This window comes from Rhodovastum atsumiense (assembly GCF_937425535.1).
In the GTDB taxonomy this organism is placed as follows: Bacteria; Pseudomonadota; Alphaproteobacteria; order Acetobacterales; family Acetobacteraceae; genus Rhodovastum; species Rhodovastum atsumiense.
Genome location: NZ_OW485601.1, coordinates 1,921,696 through 1,948,678 on the forward strand (window position 1 = coordinate 1,921,696; position 26,983 = coordinate 1,948,678).

General features: G+C 69.9%; 25 protein-coding genes and 1 tRNA gene. 13 read left to right on the forward strand and 13 right to left on the reverse strand.

Features of this window, described 5'->3' with window-relative positions; genetic code table 11:
- Nucleotides 1–199: 199 nt before the first annotated feature.
- The 7 genes from rpsA (at nucleotide 200) to NBY65_RS08735 (ending at nucleotide 6,073) form a co-directional block, all read left to right on the forward strand.
- Nucleotides 200–1,936: a 30S ribosomal protein S1 gene (gene rpsA / locus NBY65_RS08705; protein ID WP_150042475.1), complete on the forward strand. Its 1,737-nt coding sequence runs from the start codon at nucleotides 200–202 to the stop codon at nucleotides 1,934–1,936.
- A gap of 15 nt (nucleotides 1,937–1,951) precedes the next feature.
- Nucleotides 1,952–2,875, forward strand: a complete 924-nt coding sequence (sppA, locus tag NBY65_RS08710) for a signal peptide peptidase SppA (protein ID WP_150042476.1) — start codon at nucleotides 1,952–1,954, stop codon at nucleotides 2,873–2,875.
- 31 nt (nucleotides 2,876–2,906) lie between these two features.
- Nucleotides 2,907–3,248 (forward strand): integration host factor subunit beta, encoded by a 342-nt coding sequence (locus NBY65_RS08715; RefSeq protein ID WP_150042477.1) that lies wholly within the window; start codon nucleotides 2,907–2,909, stop codon nucleotides 3,246–3,248.
- A 48-nt stretch (nucleotides 3,249–3,296) separates the two neighbouring features.
- Nucleotides 3,297–3,599, forward strand: coding sequence for a lipopolysaccharide assembly protein LapA domain-containing protein (locus NBY65_RS08720; protein WP_150042478.1), 303 nt, complete (start codon nucleotides 3,297–3,299; stop codon nucleotides 3,597–3,599).
- 1 nt (nucleotide 3,600) lies between these two features.
- Nucleotides 3,601–4,293: an orotidine-5'-phosphate decarboxylase gene (pyrF, locus tag NBY65_RS08725; RefSeq protein WP_150042479.1), complete on the forward strand. Its 693-nt coding sequence runs from the start codon at nucleotides 3,601–3,603 to the stop codon at nucleotides 4,291–4,293.
- Between the two features lie 8 nt (nucleotides 4,294–4,301).
- Nucleotides 4,302–4,919 carry a phosphoribosylanthranilate isomerase gene (locus NBY65_RS08730; protein ID WP_150042480.1) on the forward strand — a complete coding sequence of 206 codons (618 nt, stop codon included), beginning with the start codon at nucleotides 4,302–4,304 and terminating at the stop codon, nucleotides 4,917–4,919.
- 239 nt (nucleotides 4,920–5,158) lie between these two features.
- The gene (locus NBY65_RS08735) at nucleotides 5,159–6,073 is read left to right on the forward strand and encodes a DMT family transporter (RefSeq protein WP_150042481.1); all 915 of its coding nucleotides are present in this window, start codon (nucleotides 5,159–5,161) and stop codon (nucleotides 6,071–6,073) included.
- A 5-nt stretch (nucleotides 6,074–6,078) separates the two neighbouring features.
- On the opposite strand, the gene NBY65_RS08740 is transcribed toward NBY65_RS08735, so the two are convergent.
- A complete protein-coding gene (locus NBY65_RS08740; RefSeq protein ID WP_150042482.1) occupies nucleotides 6,079–6,897 on the reverse strand; it encodes a S1C family serine protease in 819 nt (272 codons plus the stop codon).
- Between the two features lie 102 nt (nucleotides 6,898–6,999).
- Between NBY65_RS08740 and NBY65_RS08745 the strand changes: the two genes are divergently transcribed.
- Together NBY65_RS08745 and NBY65_RS08750 are read left to right on the forward strand one after the other, a co-directional pair.
- Nucleotides 7,000–7,911 (forward strand): NAD(P)-dependent oxidoreductase, encoded by a 912-nt coding sequence (locus NBY65_RS08745; RefSeq protein WP_150042483.1) that lies wholly within the window; start codon nucleotides 7,000–7,002, stop codon nucleotides 7,909–7,911.
- Between the two features lie 16 nt (nucleotides 7,912–7,927).
- Nucleotides 7,928–8,008: transfer RNA gene (locus NBY65_RS08750), tRNA-Leu, on the forward strand.
- Between the two features lie 20 nt (nucleotides 8,009–8,028).
- On the opposite strand, the gene galE is transcribed toward NBY65_RS08750, so the two are convergent.
- The 8 genes from galE to NBY65_RS08790 form a co-directional block, all read right to left on the reverse strand.
- Complete coding sequence (gene galE / locus NBY65_RS08755; RefSeq protein WP_150042484.1) at nucleotides 8,029–9,018, reverse strand: UDP-glucose 4-epimerase GalE; 990 nt, start codon at nucleotides 9,016–9,018, stop codon at nucleotides 8,029–8,031.
- 74 nt (nucleotides 9,019–9,092) lie between these two features.
- Nucleotides 9,093–9,938, reverse strand: a complete 846-nt coding sequence (locus NBY65_RS08760) for a ferritin-like domain-containing protein (RefSeq protein ID WP_150042485.1) — start codon at nucleotides 9,936–9,938, stop codon at nucleotides 9,093–9,095.
- A 193-nt stretch (nucleotides 9,939–10,131) separates the two neighbouring features.
- Nucleotides 10,132–10,539, reverse strand: coding sequence for an ATP synthase F1 subunit epsilon (gene atpC / locus NBY65_RS08765; RefSeq protein ID WP_150042486.1), 408 nt, complete (start codon nucleotides 10,537–10,539; stop codon nucleotides 10,132–10,134).
- A 25-nt stretch (nucleotides 10,540–10,564) separates the two neighbouring features.
- Nucleotides 10,565–11,995, reverse strand: coding sequence for a F0F1 ATP synthase subunit beta (gene atpD, locus NBY65_RS08770; protein WP_150042487.1), 1,431 nt, complete (start codon nucleotides 11,993–11,995; stop codon nucleotides 10,565–10,567).
- 31 nt (nucleotides 11,996–12,026) lie between these two features.
- Nucleotides 12,027–12,911, reverse strand: a complete 885-nt coding sequence (locus NBY65_RS08775) for a F0F1 ATP synthase subunit gamma (RefSeq protein ID WP_150042488.1) — start codon at nucleotides 12,909–12,911, stop codon at nucleotides 12,027–12,029.
- 25 nt (nucleotides 12,912–12,936) lie between these two features.
- On the reverse strand, nucleotides 12,937–14,469 hold the full coding sequence (gene atpA / locus NBY65_RS08780; protein ID WP_150042489.1) for a F0F1 ATP synthase subunit alpha: 1,533 nt from the start codon (nucleotides 14,467–14,469) through the stop codon (nucleotides 12,937–12,939).
- 1 nt (nucleotide 14,470) lies between these two features.
- Entirely contained in the window at nucleotides 14,471–15,037 is a 567-nt protein-coding gene (locus NBY65_RS08785) for a F0F1 ATP synthase subunit delta (protein WP_239002902.1), read from the reverse strand.
- Nucleotides 15,038–15,285: 248 nt separating this feature from the next.
- Complete coding sequence (locus NBY65_RS08790) at nucleotides 15,286–17,511, reverse strand: primosomal protein N' (protein ID WP_150042491.1); 2,226 nt, start codon at nucleotides 17,509–17,511, stop codon at nucleotides 15,286–15,288.
- 73 nt (nucleotides 17,512–17,584) lie between these two features.
- Between NBY65_RS08790 and fsa the strand changes: the two genes are divergently transcribed.
- From fsa to NBY65_RS08810, 4 genes are all read left to right on the forward strand, one after another.
- Nucleotides 17,585–18,256, forward strand: coding sequence for a fructose-6-phosphate aldolase (gene fsa, locus NBY65_RS08795; RefSeq protein WP_150042492.1), 672 nt, complete (start codon nucleotides 17,585–17,587; stop codon nucleotides 18,254–18,256).
- Nucleotides 18,253–18,897, forward strand: coding sequence for a DUF484 family protein (locus tag NBY65_RS08800; RefSeq protein ID WP_162530681.1), 645 nt, complete (start codon nucleotides 18,253–18,255; stop codon nucleotides 18,895–18,897). The genes fsa and NBY65_RS08800 overlap by 4 nt, the downstream gene beginning before the upstream one ends.
- Nucleotides 18,897–19,826 carry a tyrosine recombinase XerC gene (locus NBY65_RS08805; protein ID WP_150042494.1) on the forward strand — a complete coding sequence of 310 codons (930 nt, stop codon included), beginning with the start codon at nucleotides 18,897–18,899 and terminating at the stop codon, nucleotides 19,824–19,826. Before NBY65_RS08800 ends, NBY65_RS08805 begins: the two co-directional genes overlap by 1 nt.
- Before the next feature lie 282 nt (nucleotides 19,827–20,108).
- On the forward strand, nucleotides 20,109–22,412 hold the full coding sequence (locus NBY65_RS08810; RefSeq protein WP_150042495.1) for a CHASE3 domain-containing protein: 2,304 nt from the start codon (nucleotides 20,109–20,111) through the stop codon (nucleotides 22,410–22,412).
- A gap of 84 nt (nucleotides 22,413–22,496) precedes the next feature.
- Here NBY65_RS08810 and NBY65_RS08815 read toward each other — a convergent pair whose 3' ends face one another.
- The 4 genes from NBY65_RS08815 to odhB all read right to left on the reverse strand — a co-directional run bounded on the left by NBY65_RS08815 (nucleotide 22,497) and on the right by odhB (nucleotide 26,972).
- Nucleotides 22,497–23,213: a pyridoxine 5'-phosphate synthase gene (locus NBY65_RS08815; protein WP_150042496.1), complete on the reverse strand. Its 717-nt coding sequence runs from the start codon at nucleotides 23,211–23,213 to the stop codon at nucleotides 22,497–22,499.
- Complete coding sequence (gene pdxA, locus NBY65_RS08820) at nucleotides 23,210–24,205, reverse strand: 4-hydroxythreonine-4-phosphate dehydrogenase PdxA (RefSeq protein WP_150042497.1); 996 nt, start codon at nucleotides 24,203–24,205, stop codon at nucleotides 23,210–23,212. Before pdxA ends, NBY65_RS08815 begins: the two co-directional genes overlap by 4 nt.
- Nucleotides 24,206–24,290: 85 nt before the next feature.
- Nucleotides 24,291–25,682 (reverse strand): dihydrolipoyl dehydrogenase, encoded by a 1,392-nt coding sequence (lpdA, locus tag NBY65_RS08825; protein ID WP_150042498.1) that lies wholly within the window; start codon nucleotides 25,680–25,682, stop codon nucleotides 24,291–24,293.
- A 3-nt stretch (nucleotides 25,683–25,685) separates the two neighbouring features.
- Entirely contained in the window at nucleotides 25,686–26,972 is a 1,287-nt protein-coding gene (gene odhB / locus NBY65_RS08830) for a 2-oxoglutarate dehydrogenase complex dihydrolipoyllysine-residue succinyltransferase (protein ID WP_150042499.1), read from the reverse strand.
- Nucleotides 26,973–26,983: the final 11 nt, after the last annotated feature.

Consider the following 26,983-nt stretch of genomic DNA (forward strand, 5'->3'; position numbering starts at 1 on the left):
CCTTACGTGCGGCGAACCTGTCGCGCTGCCGGGTGACCTGTCTTCTCCCGGCTTCATCAGCAACCCGGCCCGTCCCCGAAACAAGACCGGGGCGGGCAAGTCGTGCTTTCCCAGGTCCCGGTCTTGTTTCGGGGCTGGCCGGGAGGGGCGCACTCACCCAGGGCGGCCCGTGTCGCCCAGCAAGGATATATCCAACCTCATGGCATCCAGCGCCGTCGCCACCGCCTCCCGCTCCACCCAAGAGCCCGACGTCGAAGACTTTGCCGCCCTGCTCGACGAGACACTCGGCCGCGACAGCGGCTTTGACGGGTCCGTCGTCACCGGCCGGGTCGTCCGCCTCACCGACGAGTTCGCCATCGTCGACGTTGGTCTCAAGAGCGAGGGCCGCGTGGCGCTGAAGGAGTTCGGACCTCCCGGCACCAAGCCCGACGTGAAGCCCGGTGACGTCATCGAGCTGTACGTCGAACGCTACGAAGACCGCGACGGCTCCATCGTGCTCTCGCGCGAGAAGGCGCGGCGCGAGGAGGCGTGGACCAATCTCGAGAAGGCGTTCGAGGGCGGCCAGCGCGTCAACGGCACCATCTATGGTCGCGTCAAGGGTGGCTTCACCGTCGATCTCGGCGGCGCGGTCGCGTTCCTGCCGGGCAGCCAGGTCGACATCCGCCCGGTGCGCGACGTCGGCCCGCTGATGGGCACGCCGCAGCCCTTCCAGATCCTGAAGATGGACCGCGCCCGCGGCAACATCGTGGTTTCCCGCCGCGCCGTGCTGGAAGAGACCCGCGCCGAGCAGCGCAGTGAGCTGATCCAGGGCCTGCGTGAAGGCCAGATCCTCGATGGCGTGGTGAAGAACATCACCGACTACGGCGCCTTCGTCGACCTGGGCGGCGTGGACGGCCTGCTGCACGTCACCGACATCGCCTGGCGCCGCATCAACCACCCGTCCGAAGCGCTGCAGATCGGCCAGCAGGTGAAGGTGCAGGTGATCCGGTTCAACCCGGAGACCCAGCGCATCAGCCTCGGCATGAAGCAGCTCGAGGCCGATCCGTGGGAGGGTGTGGCCGCGAAGTACCCGCCGGGGGCCAAGTACACCGGCCGCGTGACCAACATCACCGACTACGGCGCCTTCGTGGAGCTGGAGCCGGGCGTCGAGGGCCTGGTCCACGTCTCCGAAATGAGCTGGACCAAGAAGAACGTCCATCCGGGCAAGATCGTCGCCACCTCCCAGGAGGTCGAGGTGATGGTGCTCGACGTGGATTCGGGCAAGCGCCGCATCTCGCTGGGCCTGAAGCAGGTGCAGCGCAACCCGTGGGAGCAGTTCGTCGACGAACACCCGATCGGGTCGGTGGTCGAAGGCGAGATCCGCAACATCACCGAGTTCGGCCTGTTCGTCGGCCTCACCGCCGACATCGACGGCATGGTCCACATGTCCGACCTGTCCTGGGACGAGGCGGGCGAGGCGGCCATGGCGAAGTTCGAGAAGGGCCAGATCGTCAAGGCGAAGGTGCTGGACGTCGATGTCGAGAAGGAGCGCATCTCCCTCGGCATCAAGCAGCTCGCCGATGACCCGGCCGCGACCGTTCTGGACCGCGTCCACAAGGGTACCATCGTGACCTGCGTGGTCACCGCGGTGCAGTCGAACGGCATCGAGGTGAAGGTCGACGAGGTGCTGACCGGCTTCATCCGGCGCGCCGAGCTGGCCCGCGACAAGTCCGAGCAGCGGCCCGACCGCTTCGCGATCGGCGAGAAGGTCGACGCCAAGGTGGTGTCGGTCGATCGCGCCGGCCGCAAGCTCCAGCTCACCATCAAGGGCAAGGAGCAGGACGAGGACAAGCAGGCGATGGCCGAGTACGGCAGCTCGGATTCGGGCGCTTCGCTGGGCGACATCCTGGGTGCGGCGATCCGTCGGCGCAACATGCAGGCCCAGTCGGAGAACTGATCCGGCCAGATCTGCATGTCATTCGAATCTGACCTGCTGATCGACAGGCGGCGCCTCAAGCGCCGCCTGTTCTTTTGGCGGACCCTGGCAGTGCTGGCCGCCTTCGGCTGCGCCCTGCTGCTGCTTGGGCCGCGGCTCGATCGCGTCGGCGGCCCCCATCTCGCCCGGCTTTCAGTGACCGGCCTGATCACCGAAAACCGCAAGCTGACCGAGGCGGTGTCGGCCCTGGCGAAGGACGACTCCGTCCGCGGCCTGATCGTGTTCGTCGACAGCCCCGGCGGCAGCGTCGCCGGCGGGGAAAGCCTGTATGGCGCGATCGGCCGGGTGGCCGAACAGAAGCCGGTGGTCGCCGTCATGGGCGGCACCGCGGCCTCGGCGGGCTACATGGTCTCGCTGCCGGCCGCCCGGATCTTCGCGCGCGAGGCGACGCTGACCGGCTCGATCGGCGTGCTGCTCGAAACCGGCGAGATCTCCGGCCTGCTCTCGCGCGTTGGCATCACCGCCGATGTCATCACCTCGGGTCCGCTCAAGGGCGAACCGGCCTTCGTCCGGCCGCTCTCCCCGGCCGGGCGCGATGTGTTGAAGGGCTTGGTGATGGATATGTACGAACAGTTCGTTGCCATGGTCGCCACGCGCCGCCACATGGCCCCCGAAAAGGTGCGGGACGTCGCCGACGGCCGCGCCTATACCGGACGGCAGGCCCTGGCGCTCGGGCTGGTGGACGCGATCGGCGGCGAGCCGGAAGCACGCAGTTGGCTGGCCGAGGCGAAGGGCATTCCCGAGACTCTGCCGGTGCGCGACGTGCGGGTCGGCGGCCTGGCCGAGCGGGCGCTTGCGGACGGACTTTCAACCGTTCTGGGCGACACTCTGAAAAGCGTGCTCTCTCAAGGGCTTATGCTTGACGAAGTGCGTGCACTCTGGCAGCCTTCGCGCCTGTGAAGAATTGAGGCCGAAAGGCGGGGCGGAGTCCATGACCAAGTCGGAGCTGATCGCCGAGCTGTCGGCCGCCAACCCGCATCTGCGGGGGCAGGACGTCGAGCTGATCGTCGCCACCATTTTCAACGAAATCACGGCGGCGCTGTCGCGCGGTGAGCGGGTTGAGCTGCGTGGCTTCGGGGCCTTCACGGTGAAGCGGCGGGAAGCGCGCACCGGCCGCAACCCCCGCACCGGCGAGGCAGTACCTGTCGATGAAAAGGCGGTGCCGTTTTTCAAGGCTGGCAAGGAGTTGCGCGAGCGGGTAAACCGCGGAAAGCGCGAGGGACGCGCTGCGTCTGATGCAAAGGGACGCACTGACCAAGGGGTGGCAGCCTGATGAAATTTGGGTTAGTTTCCCTTGTGTTTATTTTTGGTGGGTCAAGCCATGCTTCGCATCCTGATCGCCTTCCCGTTCCTTCTGATACTGATCGTGTTCGCTCTGTCGAACCCGGGACCGGCCACCCTGAAGTTCTGGCCGACTGACTACACGCTGACCGCGCCTCTTTCCTTCGCCATTCTCGTCGGCATGGGCGGCGCGTTCCTGCTCGGTGCCTTCTCGACCTGGCTGCCGGCCGTGTTCGCCCGTGGCCGCGCCCGTCGGGCCGAACGTACCGCGCAGCAGCTCCGGACCCAGGTGGCCGAGCTGAAGAAGGCCAAGGCCCCCACCACCGCGGTGGCCGCGCGCTGATATGGCCGGCCTGATCGCGGCGCTCGACACGACTGACGTCGCGCAGGCCGGGGCCTGGGCAGGTCAGGTCGCACCCCATTGTGGCCTGGTGAAGCTCGGGTTGGAATTCTATCTTGCGAACGGAGCACCGGGTGTGCGCGCGGTGGCGGCACGCCCGGTTTTCCTTGATCTCAAGGTGCACGACATCCCCCACACCGTCGCCGGCGCGGTGCGGGCGGTGTTGCCGTTGCGCCCCCGGATGCTGACCCTGCACGCCGCTGGCGGCCCCGCCATGGTGACGGCCGCGCGCCGCGCTGCCGAGCAGGCCGGGCCCGACCGCCCGATCCTGCTGGCCGTGACCGTGCTGACCAGCCTCGATGCCGAGACCCTGGCCGCGACCGGCATTTCCGGTGGCCCGCGCCAGCAGGCGCTGCGCCTGGCCAAGCTGGCCATGGAGGCCGGTGCCGACGGGCTGGTGTGCAGCGCGCATGAAGTCGCCGCCCTGCGCGCGGCGCTGGACCGCACCGCCATCCTGGTGGTGCCGGGCATCCGCCCCGCCGGCTTCCCGAGTGGCGACCAGGTCCGCACCATGACGCCCCGCCAGGCTGCCGAGGCCGGCGCCGACTGGCTGGTGGTCGGCCGCCCGATCACCTCTGCCCCGGATCCCGCCGCCGCCGCCGCCGAAATCGCCGCCGAGATCGCGTCGGTCCCTTGACCCCACCCGTGCGCGTGAAGATCTGCGGCATCAACGATGTCGCCGGCCGTGACGCGGCTCTTGCCGCCGGTGCCGACTGGCTGGGCTTCGTGTTCTTCCCCGCCTCGCCCCGCGCGGTGACGCCGACGCAGGCGGCCGCGCTTGCCGCTGGCGTGCCGGCCCGGGTGGGATTGTTCGTCAAACCCACCGACGACGACATCGCCACCACCCTCGCCGCCCTGCGCCTGGACGTCCTGCAGATCTATGCCGACGCCGAGCGGGCCACCGCGATCCGCGCAAGGTTTGGCTGCCCGGTGTGGCGCGCCGTCGGCGTCGCCGCCCCGTCCGACCTGCCGCGCAGCGCTGATGGCGTGGATGGATTCGTCATTGAAGCAAAGCCGCCACAGGACGCGTCCCGGCCGGGCGGCAACGCGACCACCTTCGACTGGAGCATCCTCGCCGGCTGGCAGGCGCCCCTGCCCTGGATGCTGGCCGGCGGCCTGACGCCGGAGAACGTGGCGGAGGCCATTCGCAACACCGGCGCACCGGCCGTCGATGTGTCGTCGGGCGTGGAACGGGCCAAGGGGGTCAAGGACCCCGAGCGCATCCGCGCCTTCGTGGCGTCAGCTCGCGCAGGAAGAAAGTAAAGGCCAGGGCTCTGCCCTGGACCTGCCAAGGGCCACAAGGCCCTTGGATTCCATTCGCGCTGCGCGGCACAGAGTGGGTTCCAAGGGCGAAGCCCTTGGTCGGTCCAGGGCGAAGCCCTGGTGGGGGCGGGGCAACGCCCCGCGCAATCGGCGAGCTGGGCAGCCCTGTCCCCGCGTCTGGCGACAGCGTCCCTCTCCGCTGCCTATGATCGCGCCGGAAACGCATCTTTCGCACCGCCGTGGCCTCATTCCCTGCGCTTTCGCCGCTGGCGCGGCAGCGCCTGCTGTTCGCGATTCTCTGCTTCGTCTGGGGCACGACCTGGCTTGCCATGAAGCTGGGCATCTCGGTGGTGCCGCCGGCCTTCTTCTCGGGCGTGCGCTGGACGGTGGCAGGGGTGGTGCTGCTGGCCTGGCGTCATTTTCATGGCGAGCCGGTCCTGCTGACACCGCGACTGCTGCCGCGCGTGCTGCTGCTCGCCTTCCTGATGATCAGCCTCACTTCCACCATCCAGCTCTATGGCGTGCGCGAGATGAGCAGCGGACTGGCCTCCGTGATCAGCGCGGCGCTCACCCCACTCGGATTGCTGGGCTTCGCGGTGGCGCTGCGGCAGGAACGGCCGGGCTGGCATCAGGCCGCCGCCATCGCCACCGGCATTCTCGGCATCCTGCTGCTGTTCGGGCCGGGCGCGATCACCGGCAGGCTGGACACGGCGGAAGTGCTGGGGGCCGTGGCCGTCGCCTTCAGCACCTTGCTCTATTGCGTCGGCTCGGTGCTGGCGCGCCCGGTCATGCGCGCGCTGCCGCCGGTGCAGCTTGCCGGACTGACCAACCTGCTGGGCGGGCTGGCGCTGCTGGTGCTGTCACTGCCCTTCGAGCCGGGCGCCTGGGAAGCCGCCGGCTTCGCCTGGGGGTGGGCCGCCTGGCTCGGCTGGCTATGGCTGGTGCTGCCGGGCTCACTCGGGGCGAGCGTCATCTACTTCCTGCTCGTGCGCGACTGGGGAGCCAGCCGTGCCGGCACCTATGCCTTTATCTCACCGGTGATCGCGGTGGTGCTGGGCGTGGTGCTGCTGGGGGAGAAGATCGACGCCCTGCAGGCCGTGGGAATGGGGTTGATGTTGTGCGGCGCCGGAATGGCGCTGCGGCGGACGGCGTAGCCGGATCAGCGGAAGCACTGCAGGAACACGGTGGCGGGATGGGCGATTTCACCCACTTCCGCCGCGCGGCGGTCCGGGCCGGTGCTGGCCTCGAGGATCGGCTGCACGCCATGGCCCTGCAGGAATGCCTGCGCCTCGGTGCCCTTGATGGCGAAGTTGACGTTCTGCGGGATGTCGCCGCCAGTCATCTTGGCGATGCGCGCGGCGTTCAGCTTGGAAACCACCACCCCGACCACGTGCCCCTGGGCGTCGAGCAACGGTCCGCCGGAATTGCCCGGCTGCACCGGTGCGCTGATCTGGAAATGGATCGGGTTGTCACGCAGCCCCGACAGGGCACTGATGTCGCCGCTGGTCAGCGTCGGACCGGAGGACAACAGGCCGGACAAGGGGAAGCCGTAGGTCACCACCATCTCCCCGCGCAGCACCGGCGGGGTGTTGCGGAAGGCGAGCGCCGGCCCGAAGCCGGGCGAGACCGTCAGCAAAGCGAGATCGCGCTGCTCGTCCTGGGCATCGATGCGCGCGGGGACGCGTTCGCCGCGGATATTGCGCGCGGTCATGCGCCGACAGCCCGCCACCACATGCGCATTGGTCAGTACCCGACCGTCCGCCACCAGGAAGCCGCTGCCGCTGGCGGCGGGCCGTTCCCCGGCGGTGGGCGGCGGCTCGCGCAGCGGCGGACGGCCGGCTTCCGGCGCGCCGAGCGGCGGTGGCTTGCCGGATGGCACGTCCGGCGCCCCCAGCGGCGGCGGCTTCTGGGCCCCGGCCGGGGTGGCGACGACGAGCGCCGCCACGAGACCGGCGGCGAGAACGGCACATCGATTCATGACGGTAGCATGTGACCGGCAGCGGGCGGGGCGTCAACCGCGTTCGGGTTGCCAGCGCCGGGGTTGCCCGCGCAGGATGCGTGCGCCGGTTTGGGGGAAAGCATGCGCGGGCTGTTCGTCGACGCCACCGAGGAACTGGAAGCCGTGTTCCGCCGCGTGGTGCGGCCCGACGACCCGCCGGTCGACGTGCAGGTCACCCCGCATGTCGCGCCGTCCGATCTGCCGCGCCTGCTGGCGGGCTACCAGGTAGTGCTGGTGGACCGCAGCTTCATGCCGACCGACGCCGTGCGCGGCTGCACCGACCTGCGCCACATCGTCTTCCTGGGCACCGGTGCGTCCAGTTACATGAACCCGGCGGAACTGGCCGCCCTCGGCGTCACCGTCCACACCATCCGCGGCTATGGCGACACCGCGGTGGCCGAGCACGCGATCGCCCTGATGTGGGCGGCCGCGCGCGACCTCGCGGCGATGGACCGCGCCATCCGCGTCCATGACTGGCCGCGCACGGAAGGCGTGCAACTGACCGGCAAGACCATCGGCCTGCTCGGCTTCGGCGGCATCGCCGCCGAGGTCGCCCGCCTCGCCGGCGGCATGGGCATGCGGGTGCTGGCCTGGAACCGCTCGCCGAAGACCGCGCCGGGGGTACGCTTCGTCGATCTCGACACGCTGCTGGGCGAAAGCCACGTGCTCAGCCTGCATTTGCTGCTGACCGAGGCGACCCGCGGCATGCTCTCGGCGGAGCGGATCGCCCGCATGCGGCCGGGGGCGATCCTGGTCAACACCGCACGCGGGGCGCTGGTGGACGAGGCGGCGATGCTGGCGGCGCTGCGCTCCGGGCAGTTGCGCCATGCCGCGCTCGATGTGTTCGAGCAGGAGCCGCTGCCGCACGGGCACGCGCTGGCGACGCTGCCGAACGTGACGCTGTCGGCGCACAGCGCCTTCCGCACCCCGGAAGCCAGCGAAACGCTGGTGCGCCGCGCACTGGACATCGCCAAACGCCTGGCAACCGAATAAAAAGGACGCCACCGTCGCCCGCCTGGCGGAATGGTAGACGCAGCGGACTTAAAATCCGCAGCCTTCTGGCGTGGGGGTTCGAGTCCCCCGGCGGGCATAACGGCGGCCGGCACGGTCCTATCCGGCGTACCCGTTCGGGTGAAGCTCCCGCCAGCGCAGCGCGGTCGCGACGATGTCATCGAGTTTGGTGAAGCGTGGCTGCCAGCCGGTCTCCGTGGCGATGCGGGCGGAGGAAGCCACCAGCACCGGCGGATCACCGGCACGTCGGCCGACCACGCGGAACGGCACCGGACGGCCGCCCACCCGCTCCACCGCGCGGATCACCTCCATGACACTGTGCCCATGGCCGGTGCCGAGATTGTAGGACACGCTGCCCTGGTCCAGCCGGGCCAGCGCCCGCAGATGGGCCTCCGCCAGGTCGGCGACATGCACGTAATCGCGGATGCAGGTTCCGTCCGGGGTGTCGAAATCGTTGCCGAAGACGTCGAGCGTGTCGCGCCGCCCCAGCGCGGCATCGATCACCAGCGGGATCAGATGCGTCTCGGGCCGGTGGTCCTCGCCGAGCCGCCCCGCCGGATCGGCGCCGGCGGCGTTGAAGTAGCGCAGACAGGCGCTGCGCAGGCCATGCACCTGCCCGGCCCAGGCCAGCATGCGCTCGATCATCCACTTGCTCTCGCCATAGGCCGAGGCCGGCTCGACCGGCGTCGATTCGTCGAGCGGACCGTCCGCGGGCCGGCCGAACAGCGCCGCGGTGGAGGACAGCACGAAGCGCTGGACACCATGGCGGATGCAGGCGTCGATCAGCCGGGCCCCGTTGCCGGCGTTCTCGATGAAATAGCGCATCGGATCGCGCATGCTCTCGCCCACCAGCGAACGCGCGGCGAAATGAAACACGCCATCCCACGGACCGTCCGCGAGCACCGCGTCCAGCACCGCCGCATCACTAAGATCGCCTTCGATCAACCGCGCGCCCGGCAACACCGCCGCGCGATGTCCGAGCACCAGGCTGTCCAGCACCACGCATTCCGCCCCGCGGTCCAGCAGCGCCGCGACCAGATGGCTGCCGACGAAGCCCGCGCCGCCGGTCACAAGGAAACGTTGTGCCATGTTCGAATCGTTCGTCCTATCCACGAATGCCGGATCATCTGGTTAAAGCAAGCGGACAATGCCCGCCAATGACGTCATGCGGCCGATGATTGTTTGCGGCGTTGCGCCGCACGCGCGACCAATTGGCGACGGCGATGCCGGACCAGGGCCCAGGCCACCCGGGCGGAGGCGCCCGACAAGCGCCCGCGCGGCGGCAGCCCGACCGCCTTGAGGACCATCCCCACGCCCCGCTCGACATGGTGGAAACGGTAGAACGTCATGGCGCCGCTCATGTAGGCGGCGACGGAGCGGTTCCGGTCATAGGGCAGGTCCGCCGGCTCGTTAGCACAATGATAGGCATAGGCGAGTTCATCGTCCTCGCTCTCGCCGATCCGGCCGGCGGCGATGCGCAGCCGGTGCGGCAGGGAGATGCGCTCCCGCGTGAGCCAGCGCCGCATGTGGTCATAGAACAACTTGAAATGGCGGTACTCGTCGGCGGCGATCAGCCGGCAGACCTCCCGCAGCACCGGCTCGGCCGCCGCCTCGGCCAGCGCGGTGTAGTAGCTGGAGGTCCCGGTCTCCACCATGCAGCGTGCGATCAGTTCGCCGGTGCGCGAGCCCCGCACCGAGCCATCGGCGTCGAGCGGAATGCGATAGCCGGCGCGGAACCGCGCGAAGGCTGCCTGGTAGTCCCAGCCGGGATCGGCCAGCATCGCCCAGCGCCCGAGCGCGTCGCCGTGCTGCACTTCCTCGAGGCTCCAGGTGGCGACGGCGGCCCGGAAATCTGGATCATCGGGAAAGACGTTGTTCAGATAGATCCCGTAATCAGTGCCGTTGCGCTCCACCATCGCGGCCGCCTTGACCAGCGGCACGATCCCGGGATCCACCAGGCTGCGATCGAACCGATCCCAGGGCACATCCTCGATGCGCCAGTGTTTCATTGCGGTCGTCCGCCTCCATGCCAGCCCCGGGCGCCTGCCGCGCCCCGGCCTTAACGGGTGACGCGAGGCACCCGTTGCCATGGCATGTGAGTCGTTCCAAGGCCCAGCTCAAGCCCGGAAGATGATGTTCGTGAACGAAAAACGGCGCCGGGGGCAGCCCCCGGCGCCGTCACTCCGTCGGTTTCGTTCCGGCTCAGGCCGCCTGCGCGGCCTGCAGCATGGCGCTGGCGGACTGGATGCGGGCCATGGCGGCATCCAGCGCCGGCACGTCCAGCTTGTTCGCCCCGTCATACTCGGCCTGGGCGGCGGCAAGACGCCGCTCGGCCTCGCTGCGGGATAGCTCGGTCACCGGGGTCGCCTCGGTGGCCAGCACGGTCACGCGCTCGGGCGTGATCTCGGCGAAGCCACCGGCCACGAACAACCGGTCGGTGACCTTCGCCCCTTCGTAAAGGCGGATCGTGCCGCCGCGCAGCAGCACGATCATGGGCGCGTGGTTCGGCAGCACGCCGAGCTCGCCTTCGGCGGCCGGGATCACCACCATGTCCACGGGCCGGGAGAGCAGCAGCTTCTCCGGGCTCACGATCTCCAGGTCGACAGGCATGGTCCGCTCCTTGCCGAGGCCCGGATCAGGCCGTCGCCTTCATGGATTCGGCCTTCTTCACCGCTTCCTCGATGGTGCCGACCATGTAGAACGCCGCTTCCGGCAGGTGGTCGTACTCGCCGGCCACGATCGCCTTGAAGCTGCGCACGGTGTCGGCGATCGGCACGAACACGCCGGGGAAGCCGGTGAACACCTCGGCGACGTGGAAGGGCTGCGAGAGGAAGCGCTGGATCTTGCGCGCGCGCGCCACCACCAGCTTGTCCTCTTCCGACAGCTCGTCCATGCCCAGGATGGCGATGATGTCCTGCAGCGACTTGTAGGTCTGCAGGATGCGCTGCACTTCGCGGGCCACCGTGTAGTGTTCCTCGCCGACGATGCGCGGGTCGAGCGAGCGCGAGGTCGAGTCGAGCGGGTCCACCGCCGGATAGATGCCGAGCTCGGCGATCTGGCGCGACAGCACGGTGGTGGCGTCGAGGTGGGCGAAGGAGGTCGCCGGCGCCGGGTCGGTCAGGTCGTCGGCCGGCACGTAGATCGCCTGCACCGAAGTGATCGAGCCCTTCTTGGTCGAGGTGATGCGCTCCTGCAGCGCGCCCATGTCAGTGGCCAGCGTCGGCTGGTAGCCCACCGCGGAGGGGATGCGGCCGAGCAGCGCCGACACCTCGGCGCCCGCCTGGGTGAAGCGGAAGATGTTGTCCACGAAGAACAGCACGTCCTGGCCTTCCTCGTCGCGGAAGTACTCCGCGACCGACAGGCCGGACAGCGCCACGCGGGCACGCGCGCCCGGCGGCTCGTTCATCTGGCCATAGACCAGCGCCACCTTGGAGCCGTCGGTGTTGCCGTCGTTCAGCTTGATGACGCCGGCGTCGATCATCTCGTGGTAGAGGTCGTTGCCCTCGCGGGTGCGCTCACCGACGCCCGCGAACACCGACACGCCACCATGCGCCTTGGCGATGTTGTTGATCAGCTCCTGGATGAGCACGGTCTTGCCCACGCCGGCGCCGCCGAACAGGCCGACCTTGCCGCCCTTCAGGTACGGGGCGAGCAGGTCCACCACCTTGATGCCGGTGACCAGGATCTCGGCCGCGGCGGCCTGTTCCTCGAAGGAGGGAGCCTCGCGGTGGATCGGGTAGGTCTTGGTCGCCGTCACCGGGCCGCGCTGGTCGATCGGCTCACCGATGACGTTCAGGATGCGGCCGAGCGTGCCGGGGCCGACCGGCATGGCGATCGGCTTGCCGGTGTCCACCACTTCCTGGCCACGCACCATGCCGTCGGTGCTGTCCATGGCGATGGTGCGCACGGTCTTCTCGCCAAGCTCCTGGGCGACCTCGAGCACCAGGCGGCGATCGCCGATCTTGGTCTCGAGGGAGTTCAGGATGAACGGGAGCTCGCCGTCGAACTGGACGTCCACGACGGCGCCCATCACCTGCGTCACGCGCCCGACATTGTTGCTGGCCATGGGGTCGACTCCTGTGTCTTGCTCGCGATCGTCAGACGGCTTCGGCGCCGGAGATGATCTCGATCAGTTCCTTGGTGATGTTGGCCTGGCGGGCCCGGTTGTAGTTCAGGGTCAGGCGCTTGATCATGTCACCGGCATTGCGGGTGGCGCTGTCCATCGCCGTCATCTGCGCGCCGAAGAAGCCAGCGGCGCTCTCCAGCTGGGCGCGGTAGATCTGGATCGCGAGGTTCTGCGGCAACAGGCTGGCGAGGATGGCCTCCTCGTCCGGCTCAAATTCATATTGCGCGCGCGCACCGGGACCGGCCTGCACCACCTGCTCCGGCAAGGGCGCCGGGATCAGCCGCACCTCGGTCGGGATCTGCGTCATCACCGACTGGAAGCGGTTGTAGACCAGGGTGCAGACATCGAACTCGCCCGCGTCCAGCATCGCCACCACGCGCTGGGCGATGGCGGCGGCATCGGCGAACTCGATGGTCTTGCGGCCGACATAGTTCACGTCGCCGATGACGGCGTTCGGGAACTCGCGGCGCAGATAGTCACGGCCCTTGCGGCCCACCGCGAAGATCTTGACCGTCTTGCCCTCGGCCTCGAGCTTGCGCGCGAGATTGCGGGTCAGGCGGCCGACATTCGCGTTGAACGCGCCGGCCAGGCCGCGATCGCCGGTGACGGCGATCAGCAGGTGGACCTGGTCGCGGCCGGTGCCGGCGAGCAGCTTCGGCGCAGTCGGGCTGCCCGCCACGTTGGCGGCGAGGGATGCGAGCATGCGCTCCATCCGCTGGGCGTAAGGCCGCGCCGCCTCGGCCTGGGTCTGGGCGCGGCGCAGCTTGGAGGCCGCGACCATCTTCATGGCCGACGTGATCTTCTGCGTCGACTTCACGCTGGTGATGCGGCCGCGCAGATCCTTCAGGCTGGGCATGGGTGCTGGTTCCCTGCCGGCGCGATCAGGCGAACGACTTGACGAAGCTGTCGAGGAAGGCGGAGAGCTTCTTCTCGGTCTCGGGCTTGATCTCGCGCGCGGTGCGGATCGCCTCCAGGATGCCGGGCTCACGCGCCTTCAGCTCGGACAGCAACTGCCGCTCGAAGGCGCCAATTTTGCCGACCGGGATGCTGTCGAGATAGCCGCGCGTGCCGGCGAAGATCGCCACCACCTGCTCCTCGACCGGGACCGGATGGAACTGCGGCTGCTTCAGCAGCTCGGTCAGCCGGGCGCCACGGGCGAGCAGCTTCTGCGTCGAGGCGTCGAGGTCGGAGGCGAACTGCGCGAAGGCCGCCATCTCGCGATACTGGGCCAGTTCGAGCTTGATGCGCCCGGCCACCTGCTTCATCGCCTTGATCTGCGCCGCCGAACCGACGCGCGAGACCGAGATGCCGACGTTCACCGCGGGGCGGATGCCCTTGAAGAACAGCTCGGTCTCCAGGAAGATCTGCCCGTCCGTGATCGAGATCACGTTGGTGGGAATATAGGCCGAGACGTCGCCCGCCTGGGTCTCGATCACCGGCAGGGCGGTCAGGCTGCCCGCGCCGTAATCGTCGTTCATCTTGGCGGCGCGCTCGAGCAGGCGCGAATGCAGGTAGAACACGTCGCCCGGATAGGCCTCGCGTCCCGGCGGGCGGCGCAGCAGCAACGACATCTGGCGGTAGGAGACGGCCTGCTTGGACAGGTCGTCGTAGAAGATCACCGCGTGCATGCCGTTGTCGCGGAAATACTCGCCCATGGCGCAACCGGTGTACGGGGCCAGGAACTGCATCGGCGCCGGGTCAGAGGCGGTGGCGGCAACGATGATCGAGTATTCCAGCGCGCCGTTTTCTTCCAGCGTGCGCACAAGCTGCGCCACGGTGGACCGCTTCTGGCCGACCGCGACGTAGATGCAATAGAGCTTCTTGCTCTCGTCGTCGCCGGCGTTGATCTGCTTCTGGTTGATGATCGTGTCGAGGATCACCGCGGTCTTGCCGGTCTGGCGGTCGCCGATGATCAGCTCGCGCTGGCCACGGCCGATCGGAATCAGGCTGTCGATCGCCTTGATGCCGGTCTGCATCGGCTCGTGCACGGATTTGCGCGGGATGATGCCCGGCGCCTTCACCTCGACGAGGCGGCGCTCTGTGGCCTCGATCGGCCCCTTGCCGTCGATCGGGTTGCCGAGCGCGTCGACCACGCGGCCGAGCAGCCCCTTGCCAATCGGGACGTCGACGATGCGGCCGGTGCGGCTGACGGTGTCACCCTCGCGGATCGCCCGGTCGTCGCCGAAGATCACCACGCCGACATTGTCGGTTTCGAGGTTCAGCGCCATGCCGCGCTGGCCGGCCGAGGGGAACTCGACCAGTTCGCCGGCCATCACATTCTGCAGCCCGAAGATGCGGGCAATGCCGTCACCGACGCTGAGAACCTGCCCGGTCTCGGCGACGTTGGCCTCGGTGTCGAAGGAAGCGATCTGCTTCTTCAGGATCTCCGAGATTTCGGCGGGACGGATCTCCATATCAGGCGGCTCCCTTCATGGCGTACTGCAGGCGCTGCAGCCGGGACTTGAGCGAGGTGTCATAGAGGCGAGCGCCCACCTTGAGGACGAGGCCACCGAGGAGGGACGGATCAACGCTGCGAACGATGTTCACATTGCCGTAACCGGCCTCGATGAGGCGGGCGCGGAGCTGCTGCTCCTGGACGTCCGTCAGCGGATGGGCGGAGGCGACATGCGCCACCACCACGCCGCGCTTTTGCGCCACCAGGGCCACGAAGGCCGTGACGATGCCGCGCAGCGCGTTCATGCGACGGTTGGCGATGACGACGCCGACGAAATCCTGAACGATCTTGCCGAAGCCCTGCTCCTCCAGAACCGCGCGCACGGCCCTGCCGGCCGTGTTCACGTCCACGAGAGGCGAAAGCAGGAGCGTCCGCAAGTCGGAGCTTTCGTCGATCAGCCGCCCGAGCGCCTCCATCTGGTCGATGGTGGCATCGAGCGCATGCTGCTCGTCGGCATACGCGTACAGTGCGGTCGCGTAGCGATCTGCGAGGCCGCCGGTGGGGATCGTTGTTCCGCCAGACGCCAAGGCTGCTGATTCCGTCTGCTGAGGCCGCAGACGCGGCCGTGGACATTCGCCGGCACGTCGCCATGCCTGGCGCGCGGGGCGTCTAGCATGGGGTTTCGGACCGCGCAACACGGCCCGGATACGGTTCATGCTTGGTCCGTTCCGAATCTCTTCCCCGGCCCCGCGACACCACGCCCGCCGCGACCGTCACCACGTCGATTCGATCCCCATCCGCCCCGAGAGGCGATTTCGATCCGGGGGCGCGATCGTCACAAAAAGCTCACGGGGTCCACATCTACATCCACCCGTACACTGCCGCGCACCGGCACGGCCGCCAGCCAGTCCCGCAGCAGCGGCTGCACGGCGATGTCGCGCCGGGTCTTGAGCAACAGCCGACGCCGGTGCCGGCCGCGCAGGATCGACAGCGGCGCCGGGGCGGGGCCGAGCACCACGATCCCCTCCCCCGTCGGGGCGGCGCGGCCGAGGTCGCGCGCCGTCACGTCCGCCGCCTCCGCCGTGTCGGCCGAGACGATCAGCGCCGCCAGCCGCCCATAGGGCGGCCAGTTGCCCGGCCGTCGCTGCGCTGCCTCGCGCGCCATGAACTCCGCGAGATCGCCCGAGAGCAGCGCCTGCATCACCGGATGCTCGGGCGAGAAGGTCTGCAGCAGCACCCGCCCGGGCGCCTCGGCCCGGCCGGCCCGGCCGGCGACCTGGTGCAGCAGTTGCACCGTGCGCTCGGCCGCGCGCAGATCGCCCCCCGCCAGCCCCAGATCGGCATCCACCACCCCCACCAGCGTCAAATGCGGGAAATGCCAGCCCTTGGCGACGATCTGGGTGCCGATGATCAGGTCGACCTCGCGCGCCGCGATCGCCCGCGCCGCCTCGGCCGAGGCATGCGGCCCCGGCAGCGTATCGGAAGCCATGACCAGGCGCCGCACATCGGGGAACAGGGCGGCCGCTTCCTCGGTGATGCGTTCCACCCCCGGTCCGACCGGGGCGAGGCTGTGCTCGGCGCCGCATTCCGGGCAGCGCGCCGGAATTTCGGTGGCGTGGCCGCAATGGTGGCACTGCAGTTCCCGCCGGGCCCGGTGCTCGACCAGCCACGCCGTGCAGTTCGGGCACTGGATGCGGTGCCCGCAGGCGCGGCACAGCGTCAGCGGCGCATAGCCCCGCCGGTTGAGGAACAGCATCGCCTGCTCGTTGCGGGCAAAGGTCGCGCGCACGGCCTCCACCAGCGGCGGGGAGAGGAACCGGCCACGCTCGGGCGGGGTGACGCGCAGGTCGACCAGCACGATGCCGGGCAGCGAGGCACCGCCGTGCCGGGAAGGCAGATGGACGCGGCGGTAGCGGCCGGCTTCGACATTCGCCACCGTCTCCAGGCTCGGCGTTGCCGAAACCAGCACCGCCGGTGCCTCGCACAGCCGCGCCCGCACCACCGCCATGTCGCGGGCGTGATAGACGACCCCGTCCTCCTGCTTGAACGCGGTCTCGTGCTCCTCGTCCACCACCACCAGGCCGAGATCGGGGAAGGGCAGGAACAGCGCCGAGCGCGCCCCCACCACCACCGGCGCCTCCCCCGCCGCCACCGCCCGCCAGGTGGTCCGTCGCAGCTTCGCGGTCAGGTCGGAGTGCCAGATCGCCGGCGCCACGCCGAAACGGCGGGTGAAACGATCCAGCCATTGCGCCGACAGCGCGATCTCCGGCAGCAGCACCAGCGCCTGCCGGCCGATGCGCAGGCAGTCCGCCACCGCCTCCAGGTAGACCTCGGTCTTGCCAGAACCGGTGACCCCGTCGAGCAGCGTCACCGAGAAGCCGCGTGCCCGCACCGCCTCGCGCAGCGCCGTCGCCGCCGCCTCCTGCCCGGGCGAGAGCTGCGGCCCCGGATGGTCGGGCGCGGGACGCTCGAACGGCACGGGACGGGGCACCGCGCAGGGCAGCAGCAGGCCGGCCTCCGCCATGGCGCGCAGCACGCCCGGCGAGACCCCGGCCACCCGGCAGAGCTCCGCCCCCGCCATGCCGCCCCCGGCAAGCGCGTCCAGCACGCGCCGGCGCGGCTCGGTGAGCCGGGTCTCCGGCAAGGGCGCGGCCAGGCACCAGCCGACCGGGACCGGGTCCGGACGCAGCGCGTTCACCCGCAGCGCCATCGCCAGCACATCCCCCGGCGGGGCCAGGGTATAGGAAGCGATCCAGTCGATCAGCCGGCGCAGGTCGGCGCGCATCGGCGGGCCGTCGATCAGGGCGGAGACCGGGCGCAGCCGGTTGTCGCCGACCGTGCCGTCGGCCGGCCCGTCCCAGACAACGCCGACTTCCTCGCGCCGGTTCAGCGGCACCAGCACCAGGTCGCCGGGGGCCACCTCCAGCCCTGCGGGAACGCGGTAGTCGAACGGGCCGGCGAAGGGATAGGGCAGCAGCACCGGGACCCGGCGTTGGGGGGTGCTCCCGGATGCGGGGGGGGCAATGGGCAAGGCATCCTGCCGCCCGCGCTTTCGGTCCATGCCGGCCATCGGCTAGGATGTGCCCGATTCATCGCAGCCGCGACAGCCCTTCCTCCGCCATGGGACGCCATTCATGAAGTTCTTCGTCGACACTGCGGACATCGCCGAGATCCGTGCGCTCGCCGCATCCGGGTTGCTGGATGGCGTGACCACCAATCCCACGCTGATCGCCAAGTCCGGCCGGCGCATCCTCGACGTGATCGCCGAGATCTGCTCGGTCGTGCCCGGCCCGGTCAGCGCCGAGGTCGCCGCCACCGAATACGAGCAGATCCTGCGCGAAGCCGACGTGCTGCGCCGTATTGCCTCCAACGTCACGATCAAGGTGCCGCTGACGCCGGACGGGCTGCGCGCCTGCCGCCGGCTCGCCGACCAGGGCGTGATGGTGAACGTGACGCTGTGCTTCTCCGCCGCCCAGGCGCTGCTGGCGGCCAAGGCCGGCGCCACCTTCATTTCCCCCTTCGTCGGCCGGCTGGACGACGTCGGCACCGATGGGATGAAACTGATTTCGGACATCGTAACGATCTACCGCAACTATCCCGCGCTCACCACCGAGGTGCTGGTGGCCAGCGTCCGCCACCCGATCCACGTGGTGGAAGCGGCCAAGCTCGGCGCCCATGTCGCCACCCTGCCGCCGGCGGTGCTGCGCGCGCTGTATAACCACCCGCTGACCGACAAGGGCCTCGCCGCCTTCCTGGCCGACTGGGCCAAGACCGGCCAGCAGATCGTGGAGCTGGAACAGGCGTGACGGCACAGACCGCGGCGGCCTCGTCCCCCGTCTCCCCCGAGGCGGTGGCCGCCTATCTGCGCGAGAACCCGCTGTTCCTGGCCGAACGCCCGGAGCTGTACCGGGCCCTGGCGCCGCCGGTGCGCGTGCATGGCGAGGCCTTGACCGACCACATGGCGGCGATGCTGCGGGTCGAGCGCGCCCGCTCGGCGGCGATGGCCGAGCGGGCCGACGACGTGCTGGCGGCCGGCCGTGCCGCCGCCGGCCTCGCCGCCCGGGTGCAGGAAGCGGTGCTGGCGCTGATCGCGGCCGAGACCCCCACCGACTGCATCACCGGCGAATTCCCGGTGTTGCTGGCGGTGGACGCCGCGGCGCTGTGCGTGGAGGCGATCCTGCCGGGCACGCGGGCGATCCCCGGGGGCACGGTGGACCGGCTGCTCGGCGGGCGCGCCGTCGTCTATCGCAGCGACGGCAGCGAGGCGCGGCTGCTGCACGGGGAAGCGGCGCCGCTGGCGCAGCACGACGCCCTGGTGCTGGTGCCCGGCCAGCCGCCGGCCCTGCTCGCGCTCTCGGCGCGGGAACGCTGGACCCTGGATCCGTCCCAGGGCGCGGGCGCGCTGACCTTCCTCGGCCGTGCCGTCGCGGCGGCGCTGCGGCGCTGATGCCCGGCGGGGCGGCCGCCTCCGCCGAGGCGGCGCTCGGGGAATTCCGCGACTGGCTCGCCCATGAACGCCGGGCCGCGAAGCTGACGGTCGAGGCCTATGGCCACGACGTGGCCAGCTTCCTCGGCTTCCTGGTGCGGCATCTGGGCGCGCCACCCGACCTCGCCGCCCTGGGCGCCCTGACGGTCGCCGACCTGCGCGCCTGGCTCGCCGAGGAAGCGATGGCGGGCGCGGGGGCTGCGACCCGCGGGCGCCATCTTGCCGCCGTGCGCACCTTCTTCCGCTTCCTGGCGCGCCGGCACGGCATCGAAAACCCCCGGCTCCGGCTGCTGGAGACACCGAAGGCGCGCCGCCCCCTGCCCCGGCCGCTGGCACCGCCGCAAGCACGCGCGGTCGCCGAGGAAATCGGCGAGGAAACCGACGACATCGCCCAGCAGGCGCGCGACACCGCCCTGTTCACGCTGCTCTATGGCTGCGGCCTGCGCATCTCCGAGGCGCTCGCGCTGGATGTGCGCGACGCCCCCCTGCCAGGGTCCGAGGCGATGCTGCGTATCCTCGGCAAGGGCGCGAAGGAGCGGCTGGTGCCGGTGCTGCCGGCGGTGCGGGTGGCCATGGCCGAGTGGCTGCGTCGCCACCCCGCCCCCTCGCCCGACGCGCCGCTGTTCGTGGGCGCGCGCGGGGGCCGGCTCGCGGCCGGGGTGGCCCAGCGGCGGATGCGGCAGTTCCGCGCGCATCGCGGCCTGCCCGACCACGCCACGCCGCACGCCCTGCGCCATTCCTTCGCCACCCACCTGCTCGCGGCGGGGGCGGATCTGCGGGCGATCCAGGAATTGCTCGGTCATGCCAGCCTCTCCACCACCCAGCGCTACACCGAGGTGGACGCGGCGAAGCTGCTGGAGGTCTGGCGGCGGACACATCCGCGCGGCTGAAGGCCGCCACGCCGCTGCCTGTGATCGGACGATTCGGCCCGCCGGAGTATATCAGGCCAATGATGCATACCATTGCATGCAATCAGTCGATTTTGGCCAAGCTCCTGTAATATATTGTAAAACAATCACCCGAAATTAGCCGATTTCCACAGCACAGTTTAGATCGCCGAATAATTGCTTTATATCTCGTGATTTTCTTCTTGGATTTAACGACAACAGCTTCCATAAATCACACGACTTCACAATCATGTGAGGCCACGGCAGACGCTTCCGGAGACCAAGGTGACGGACAGCCAGACGCCCGAGGATCACGCCCGCCCGCTGCCCCGAGGCGCCGCGTCCCCACCGCGTCCCGCCGCTCCCTCCCCGCATCGCCAGCACCTCGTCCGGTTGCTCGTCGTCGGCACCCTGCTCGGCGCGGTCGCGATCGCCAGCGCCACCCTCTACCTGTCCGCCCGCGGCGAGCGGGACGCCCGCTCGGCCTCCGCGCTGACCGAGCGCACGCACACGGTGATCGAAACCGCCGAACGCCTGCTCACCGCCATCCAGGATGTCGAAACCGGGCAACGCGGCTTCCTGCTGACCGGAGACGGCACCTTCCTGCCGCGCTACCACACCGGCTCACAGGCGGTCTGGGCCACCATTCCCGTGCTGCAGGACCTCACCGCCGACAACCCGGCCCAGCAGGGACGGGTGCAGGCCCTCTCGGACCTGCTGCGCGAACGGATGCTGCTGATCGACCAATCCGTCGAACTCGCTCGCGCCGATGACCTCGCGGGCGCGCGCGCGGTGGTGCGGGCCGACGAGAACCGGCACCTCGCAACCTCGATCCGCCAGATGATCGCCACTCTCCAGGCCGAGGAACAGGGCCTGCTGCAACAGCGCCGGGCCGGGGAGCAACGCGTCGAGCGGCGGCGCCGGCTGGTGCTGAACGGCATGGCCGGCATCGCCGCCCTGACCCTCGCGCTCAGCGGGGTGGTCCTGGCCCGCATGCTGCTGGCCTCCGCCGCGGCCCGACGCAGCGCCGCCACCCTCGAGCGCCACGTCGTCGAGCGCACCGCCGCGCTGGCCACGGCGGAAGCACGGTTCCGCGCCATCTTCGACTCCCAGTTCCAGTTCATCACCCTGCTCGCGCCCGACGGCATCGTGCTGGAAGTCAACCGCACCGCGCTCGATGCGGCGGCGCTGACCCGCGGCGCAGTCATCGGCCGTCCGTTCTGGGAAACCGGCTGGTGGCTGCAGGCCGCGCGCGACCGGTTGCGCCAGGACATCGCGCGGGCCGCCGCGGGCGTGCTGATCCGCCACGAAGTGGAATACAACGGCGCTGGTGGACGCCTCATCCACGTCGATTTCTCGCTCACGCCGGTGCGCGCCCCCGCGACACAGGACGTCCTGTGGATCATCGCCGAAGGCCGCGACATCACCGAACAGCGCGAACTCGCCGGGCAACTCGCCCAGGTGCAGAAAGTGCAGGCGCTCGGCCAGCTCGCCAGCGGCATCGCCCACGACTTCAACAACATCCTGCAAACCGTCTCCGGCGCGGCGATGCTGATCGAGCGACGCCCGGAAGACCACGAGCGAACCCGCCGCCTTGCCCGCACGGCGATCGACGCCACCACGCGCGGCGCCTCGATCACCCAGCGCCTGCTCTCCTTCGCCCGCCGCGGCGAACCGCGCCTGGAAGCGATCGCCACCACCGAGCTGCTGAACAGCGTGCGCGAGGTGCTCGCGCACACGCTCGGCACGCATATCACGGTCCGCATCGAAGCCCCCGCCGAGCTCCCCGCCCTGCTCGCCGATCGCGGGCAACTGGAAACGGCGCTGGTCAACCTCGGCACCAACGCCCGCGACGCAATGCCGGACGGCGGCACGCTGATGCTGTCGGCGGCGCCGGAGCATGTCGCCCAGGGCAGCGCGCATCCGGATGGCCTGACACCCGGCGACTACATCAGCCTGCGCGTCACCGATACCGGCACCGGCATGGACCCGGCCACGCTCGCCCGGGTCACCGAACCGTTCTTCACCACCAAGCCGGAAGGCCAGGGCACCGGCCTCGGGCTGGCCATGGTGAAGGGCTTCACCGAACAATCAGGCGGGGCACTGTCGATCACCAGCACGCCCGGCCAGGGAACCACGATCACCCTGTGGCTGCGCCAGGCCCGCAGCGACGCGACCCGCCGCAACGGCGATGACCCCGGCCTCGCCACCACCGGCACGCCATCGGCACGCATCCTGCTGGTCGACGACGACGACCTCGTGCGCGAAACCCTGGCCGCCCAGCTCGAGGACATGGGCTTCGCTACCCTGATCGCCGCGAACGGAGCCGAAGCACTGGCACTGCTGGAAGCCGGCGAAGTGGTGGACGCCCTGGTGAGCGACCTGTCCATGCCCGGCATGAGCGGGGTGGTCACCATCCAGAAGGCCCGCCTGCTGCGGCCGGACCTGCCCTGCTTCCTGCTGACCGGCTACGTCGGCGAACGCGCCGCCCTTGATGCGGGGGATGCCTTTACGCTGGTGCGCAAACCAGTCGCCGGACGCACCCTGGCCGCACGGATCGAGGCCAGATTGGAATCCGGGAAACGGTGAAAAAGATCCGGGGCGTTGCCCCGGCCCCACCAGGAGGCTTTGCCTCCTGGACCTCCACCAAGGGCCGTAGGCCCTTGGATCCCATTATGACCGGGCGGCAGCCATCAGCTCCTTCATGCGGCGGATCACCGCAGGCAGGCCCTCGAAGATCGCTTCGCCGACCAGGTAATGGCCGATGTTCAGCTCGCGGATTTCCGGGAAGGCGGCGACCGGGCCGACATTGTCGAAGGTCAGGCCATGGCCGGCATGACACTCCAGGCCCAGTTGCGCCGTCAGGCGCGCCGCCGCCCGCAGGCGGTCGAGTTCACCACCCCGGCCTTCGGCATAGGCGCCGGTATGCAGTTCCACCACCGGCGCACCCACGGCCGCACTCGCCTCAAGCTGCTCCGGATCGGGATCGATGAACATCGAGACCCGGATACCAGCGGCAGAGAGCGCCGCGACCGCCGGCGCGAGCGTCGCACGCTGGCCGGCGACATCGAGGCCGCCCTCGGTAGTGACCTCGGTCCGCTTCTCCGGCACCAGGCAACAGGCATGCGGGCGCAGCGCACAGGCGATGCGCACCATCTCCTCGGTCGCGGCCATCTCCAGGTTCAGCGGCGCGGTGATGGCAGCCTTCACCGCCTGCACGTCGGCGTCACGGATGTGCCGCCGGTCCTCGCGCAGATGCATGGTGATGCCGTCGGCCCCCGCCGCCAGCACCATTTGCGCCGCCCGCAAAGGATCGGGATGCGCCCCGCCGCGCGCATTGCGCAGCGTGGCAACGTGGTCGATGTTCACGCCCAGGCGGATCGGCGTCATGCAGTTGCCTCCTTGCGGGATGCCAGGTCGGCGGCGAGATCGATCGCGGCGATCAGGCTGGATGGATCGGCCCGGCCCTGGCCGGCAATGGCGAAGGCGGTGCCGTGGTCGGGCGAGGTGCGCACCACCGGCAGGCCGAGCGTGACATTGACCCCCTGCGCCATGTCCAGCGTCTTCAGCGGGATCAGCGCCTGGTCGTGGTACATCCCCATGGCAACATCGTAGCCCGCACGGGCCGTCGGGGTGAACATGCTGTCGGCGGCGAAGGGACCGAACGCATCGATGCCCTCGGCGCGGAGCTGCGCGATGGCGGGGGCGATGGTCAGGATCTCCTCCTCGCCCATGGTGCCGTCCTCGCCGGCATGCGGATTGAGCCCGGCCAGCGCCAGCCGTGGCGCGGGGATGCCCCACTGCGCCCGCAGCGCCGCATCGGTGACCCGGCAGACCGCGACGATGCGCTCGACGGTGATCATCTCCAGCATCCGCCGCAGCGAGGCATGCACCGTGACCGGCACCACCCGCAGCACCGGGCTGGCCAGCATCATCACCGGCAGCGCCGTGCCGGTGAGCGCGGCCAGGAACTCGGTGTGGCCCGGATGCGGGAAGCCCACGCCGTACAACGTGGATTTGTGGATCGGATTGGTCACCACCGCGGCCGCCTCGCCGGCCAGGGTCAGCCGCGTGGCCTGTTCGATCGAGGCAATGACGGCGGCGGCGTTGGCCGGATCGGGCGTGCCCGGCACCGGCGGGGTGCCAAGCGGCACCGGGAACACCGGCAGCGCGTCGCGGAACACGCCCGCTGCCACGTCGATCGTCGGTACTTCGCGGATCGGCACGTCGAGGCTCAGCTTGCGTGCCAGTGCCTGCAGCCGGCCGGGATCGTCGAGGGCGACGAACGGCGCGGCGTGGCGCCGGGCCAGCCAGGCTTTCAAGGTGAGTTCCCCGCCGATACCGGCGGGATCGCCCATGGTCAGGGCGAGGGGCATGGTCATGCGTGTGTGCCGCGCAGCGCGAATGGGGTGCAGGGGCCTTGTGGCCCCTGCCGGGTCCAGGGCAGAGCCCTGGCCTTCCTTGTCGTCAGATGTGCAGAGCCCGCCCCTCGACCGCGAGCGCCGCTTCCTTCACTGCCTCGTTCAGGCTGGGGTGGGCGTGGCAGATCCGTGCCACGTCCTCGGCGCTCGCCCCGAACTCGATCGCGGTCACGATTTCGGCGATCAGGGTGCCGGCGTCCGGTCCGATGATATGGCAGCCCAGGATGCGGTCGCTTTGCTTGTCGGCCAGGATCTTCACGAAGCCGTCGGTGGCGCCCATGGCGCGGGCGCGGCCGTTGGCGGTGAAGGGGAACTTGCCGACGTTGTAGGCGGTGCCTTCGGCCTTGAGCTGTTCCTCGGTCTTGCCGACGCCCGCGACTTCCGGCCAGGTGTAGACCACGCCGGGGATCGCGTCGTAGTTCACGTGTCCGGCCTGGCCTGCCAGGATCTCGGCCAGGGCCACGCCCTCGTCCTCGGCCTTGTGGGCGAGCATGGGGCCGGCGATGACGTCGCCGATGGCGTAGATGCCGGGCACGTTGGTGGCGAAGTGGCCGTTGGTCTTCACCCGGCCGCGTTCGTCGGTGGCGACGCCGACATCCTTCAGCCCGAGCCCTTCGGTATAGGCGCGCCGGCCGATCGCCAGCAGCACCACGTCCGCCACCACCTGCTCGGCCTTGCCGCCGGCGGCGGGCTCGACGGTCAGCACCACGCCTTCGTTGGTCTGCTTCGCCTCCGTCACCTTGGAGGACAGGCGGAACTTCAATCCCTGCCGGGCGAGGATGCGCTCGAACTGCTTGGCCACCTCGCCGTCATTGCCGGGGATCAGGCGGTCGAGGAACTCGATGACGGTGACCTCCGCCCCGAGCCGGCGCCAGACGCTGCCGAGTTCAAGCCCGATCACGCCGCCGCCGATCACCACCAGGTGCTTCGGCACCGCCTCCAGCTCCAGCGCGCCGGTCGAGGTGATGATGCGTTCCTCGTCCACCTCCACGCCGGGCAGCGGCATGGATTCGCTGCCGGTGGCGATGACGATGTGCTTCGCCTCGTATTCGGTGCCGCCCACGGCGACGCGGCCGGGAGCGGTGATGCGCCCGAGGCCCTTGAGCCAGGTGACCTTGTTCTTCTTGAACAGGTACTCGACGCCCTTGACGTTGGCGCCGACCACCTCGGCCTTGCGGGCCTGCATCTTCGCCAGATCGAGCTTCACGCCCTCGAGCACGATGCCGTGCTCGGCGAAGGCGTGCGTGGCCTCGTGGTAGCTTTCGCTCGACTGCAGCAGCGCCTTGCTCGGGATGCAGCCGATATTGAGGCAGGTGCCGCCGAGCGTGGGGCGTTTCTCCACGCAGGCCACCCGCATGCCGAGCTGCGCGGCCCGGAGCGCGCAGACATAGCCGCCCGGGCCGGCGCCGATGACGATGACGTCGAAACTGTCGGCCATGGCTTAAAGGTCCAGCAGCAGGCGGCGGGGATCCTCGACGCCTTCCTTGACGCGCACCAGGAAGGAAACCGCCTCCTTGCCGTCGATGATGCGGTGGTCATAGGACAGCGCGAGATACATCATCGGCCGGATCTCGATCTTGCCGCCGATCGCCATCGGCCGTTCCTGGATCTTGTGCATGCCCAGGATGGCCGATTGCGGCGGGTTGATGATCGGCGTGGACATCAGGCTGCCGTAGACCCCGCCATTGGTGATGCTGAAGGTGCCGCCGGCGAGTTCGTCCAGCTTCAGCGCCCCGTCGCGCGCGCGGCGGCCGAAATCGCCGATGGTGCGCTCGATCTCGGCGAAGCCCATGCGGTGGGCGTTGCGGACCACCGGCACCACCAGCCCGTTCGGGCCACCGACGGCGATGCCCATGTGGACGAAGTTGCGGTAGACGATCTCGTCGCCCTCGATCTCGGCGTTCACCGCCGGGAACTCGCGCAGCGCGGCGACGCAGGCCCGCACGAAGAAGCTCATGAAGCCGAGCCGCACCCCGTTGTGGCGCTTCTCGAAAGCGTCCTTGTACTCGGCGCGCAGGGCCATCGCCGCGCTCATGTCCACCTCGTTGAAGGTGGTGAGCATGGCGGCGGTGTTCTGCGCCTCCTTCAGCCGCGCCGCGATGGTGCGGCGCAGGCGCGTCATCTTCACCCGCTCCTCGCCTTCCTCCAGCGCGCGCGGAGCGCGGGGCGCCGGGGCAGGGGCCGGGGCGACCGGCGCGGCGGGGCGGCTAAGGAAGTCCAGCACGTCCCCCTTGGTGATGCGGCCATCCTTGCCGGAACCGGCACCGAGCTGGGCGGCACTGACGCCGCGCTCGGTCATCAGCTTGGCGGCCGCCGGCAGCGGCACCACGTCCGCGACCGCCACCGGATGGGCGGCATGCGCCATGCCCGGCCGCGCCACCGGGCCCGACGGCGTCGGCGGCGGATGGATCCCGGCATCGGGATTGGCGGCGGGACGGTCGCGCTCGACCGGCCGCGGCGCCGGGGAGCGCGCCGGCGTCACCGTGCCGACGCTGTCCGACACCACGCCGAGCAGGGCGCCCACCTCGACCTCGCTCCCTTCGGCGACGCTGATCTCCGAAAGGGTGCCGGAGGCGGGGGCATTCACCTCCACCGTCACCTTGTCGGTTTCCAGCTCGACCAGCGGCTCGTCCGCGCTCACCGGCTCACCGGCCTTCTTGAGCCATCTTGCGACGGTTGCGGAAGTGACGCTTTCGCCCAGGGTGGGCACCTTGATGTCGGTCGCCATGGCGGCAAGTC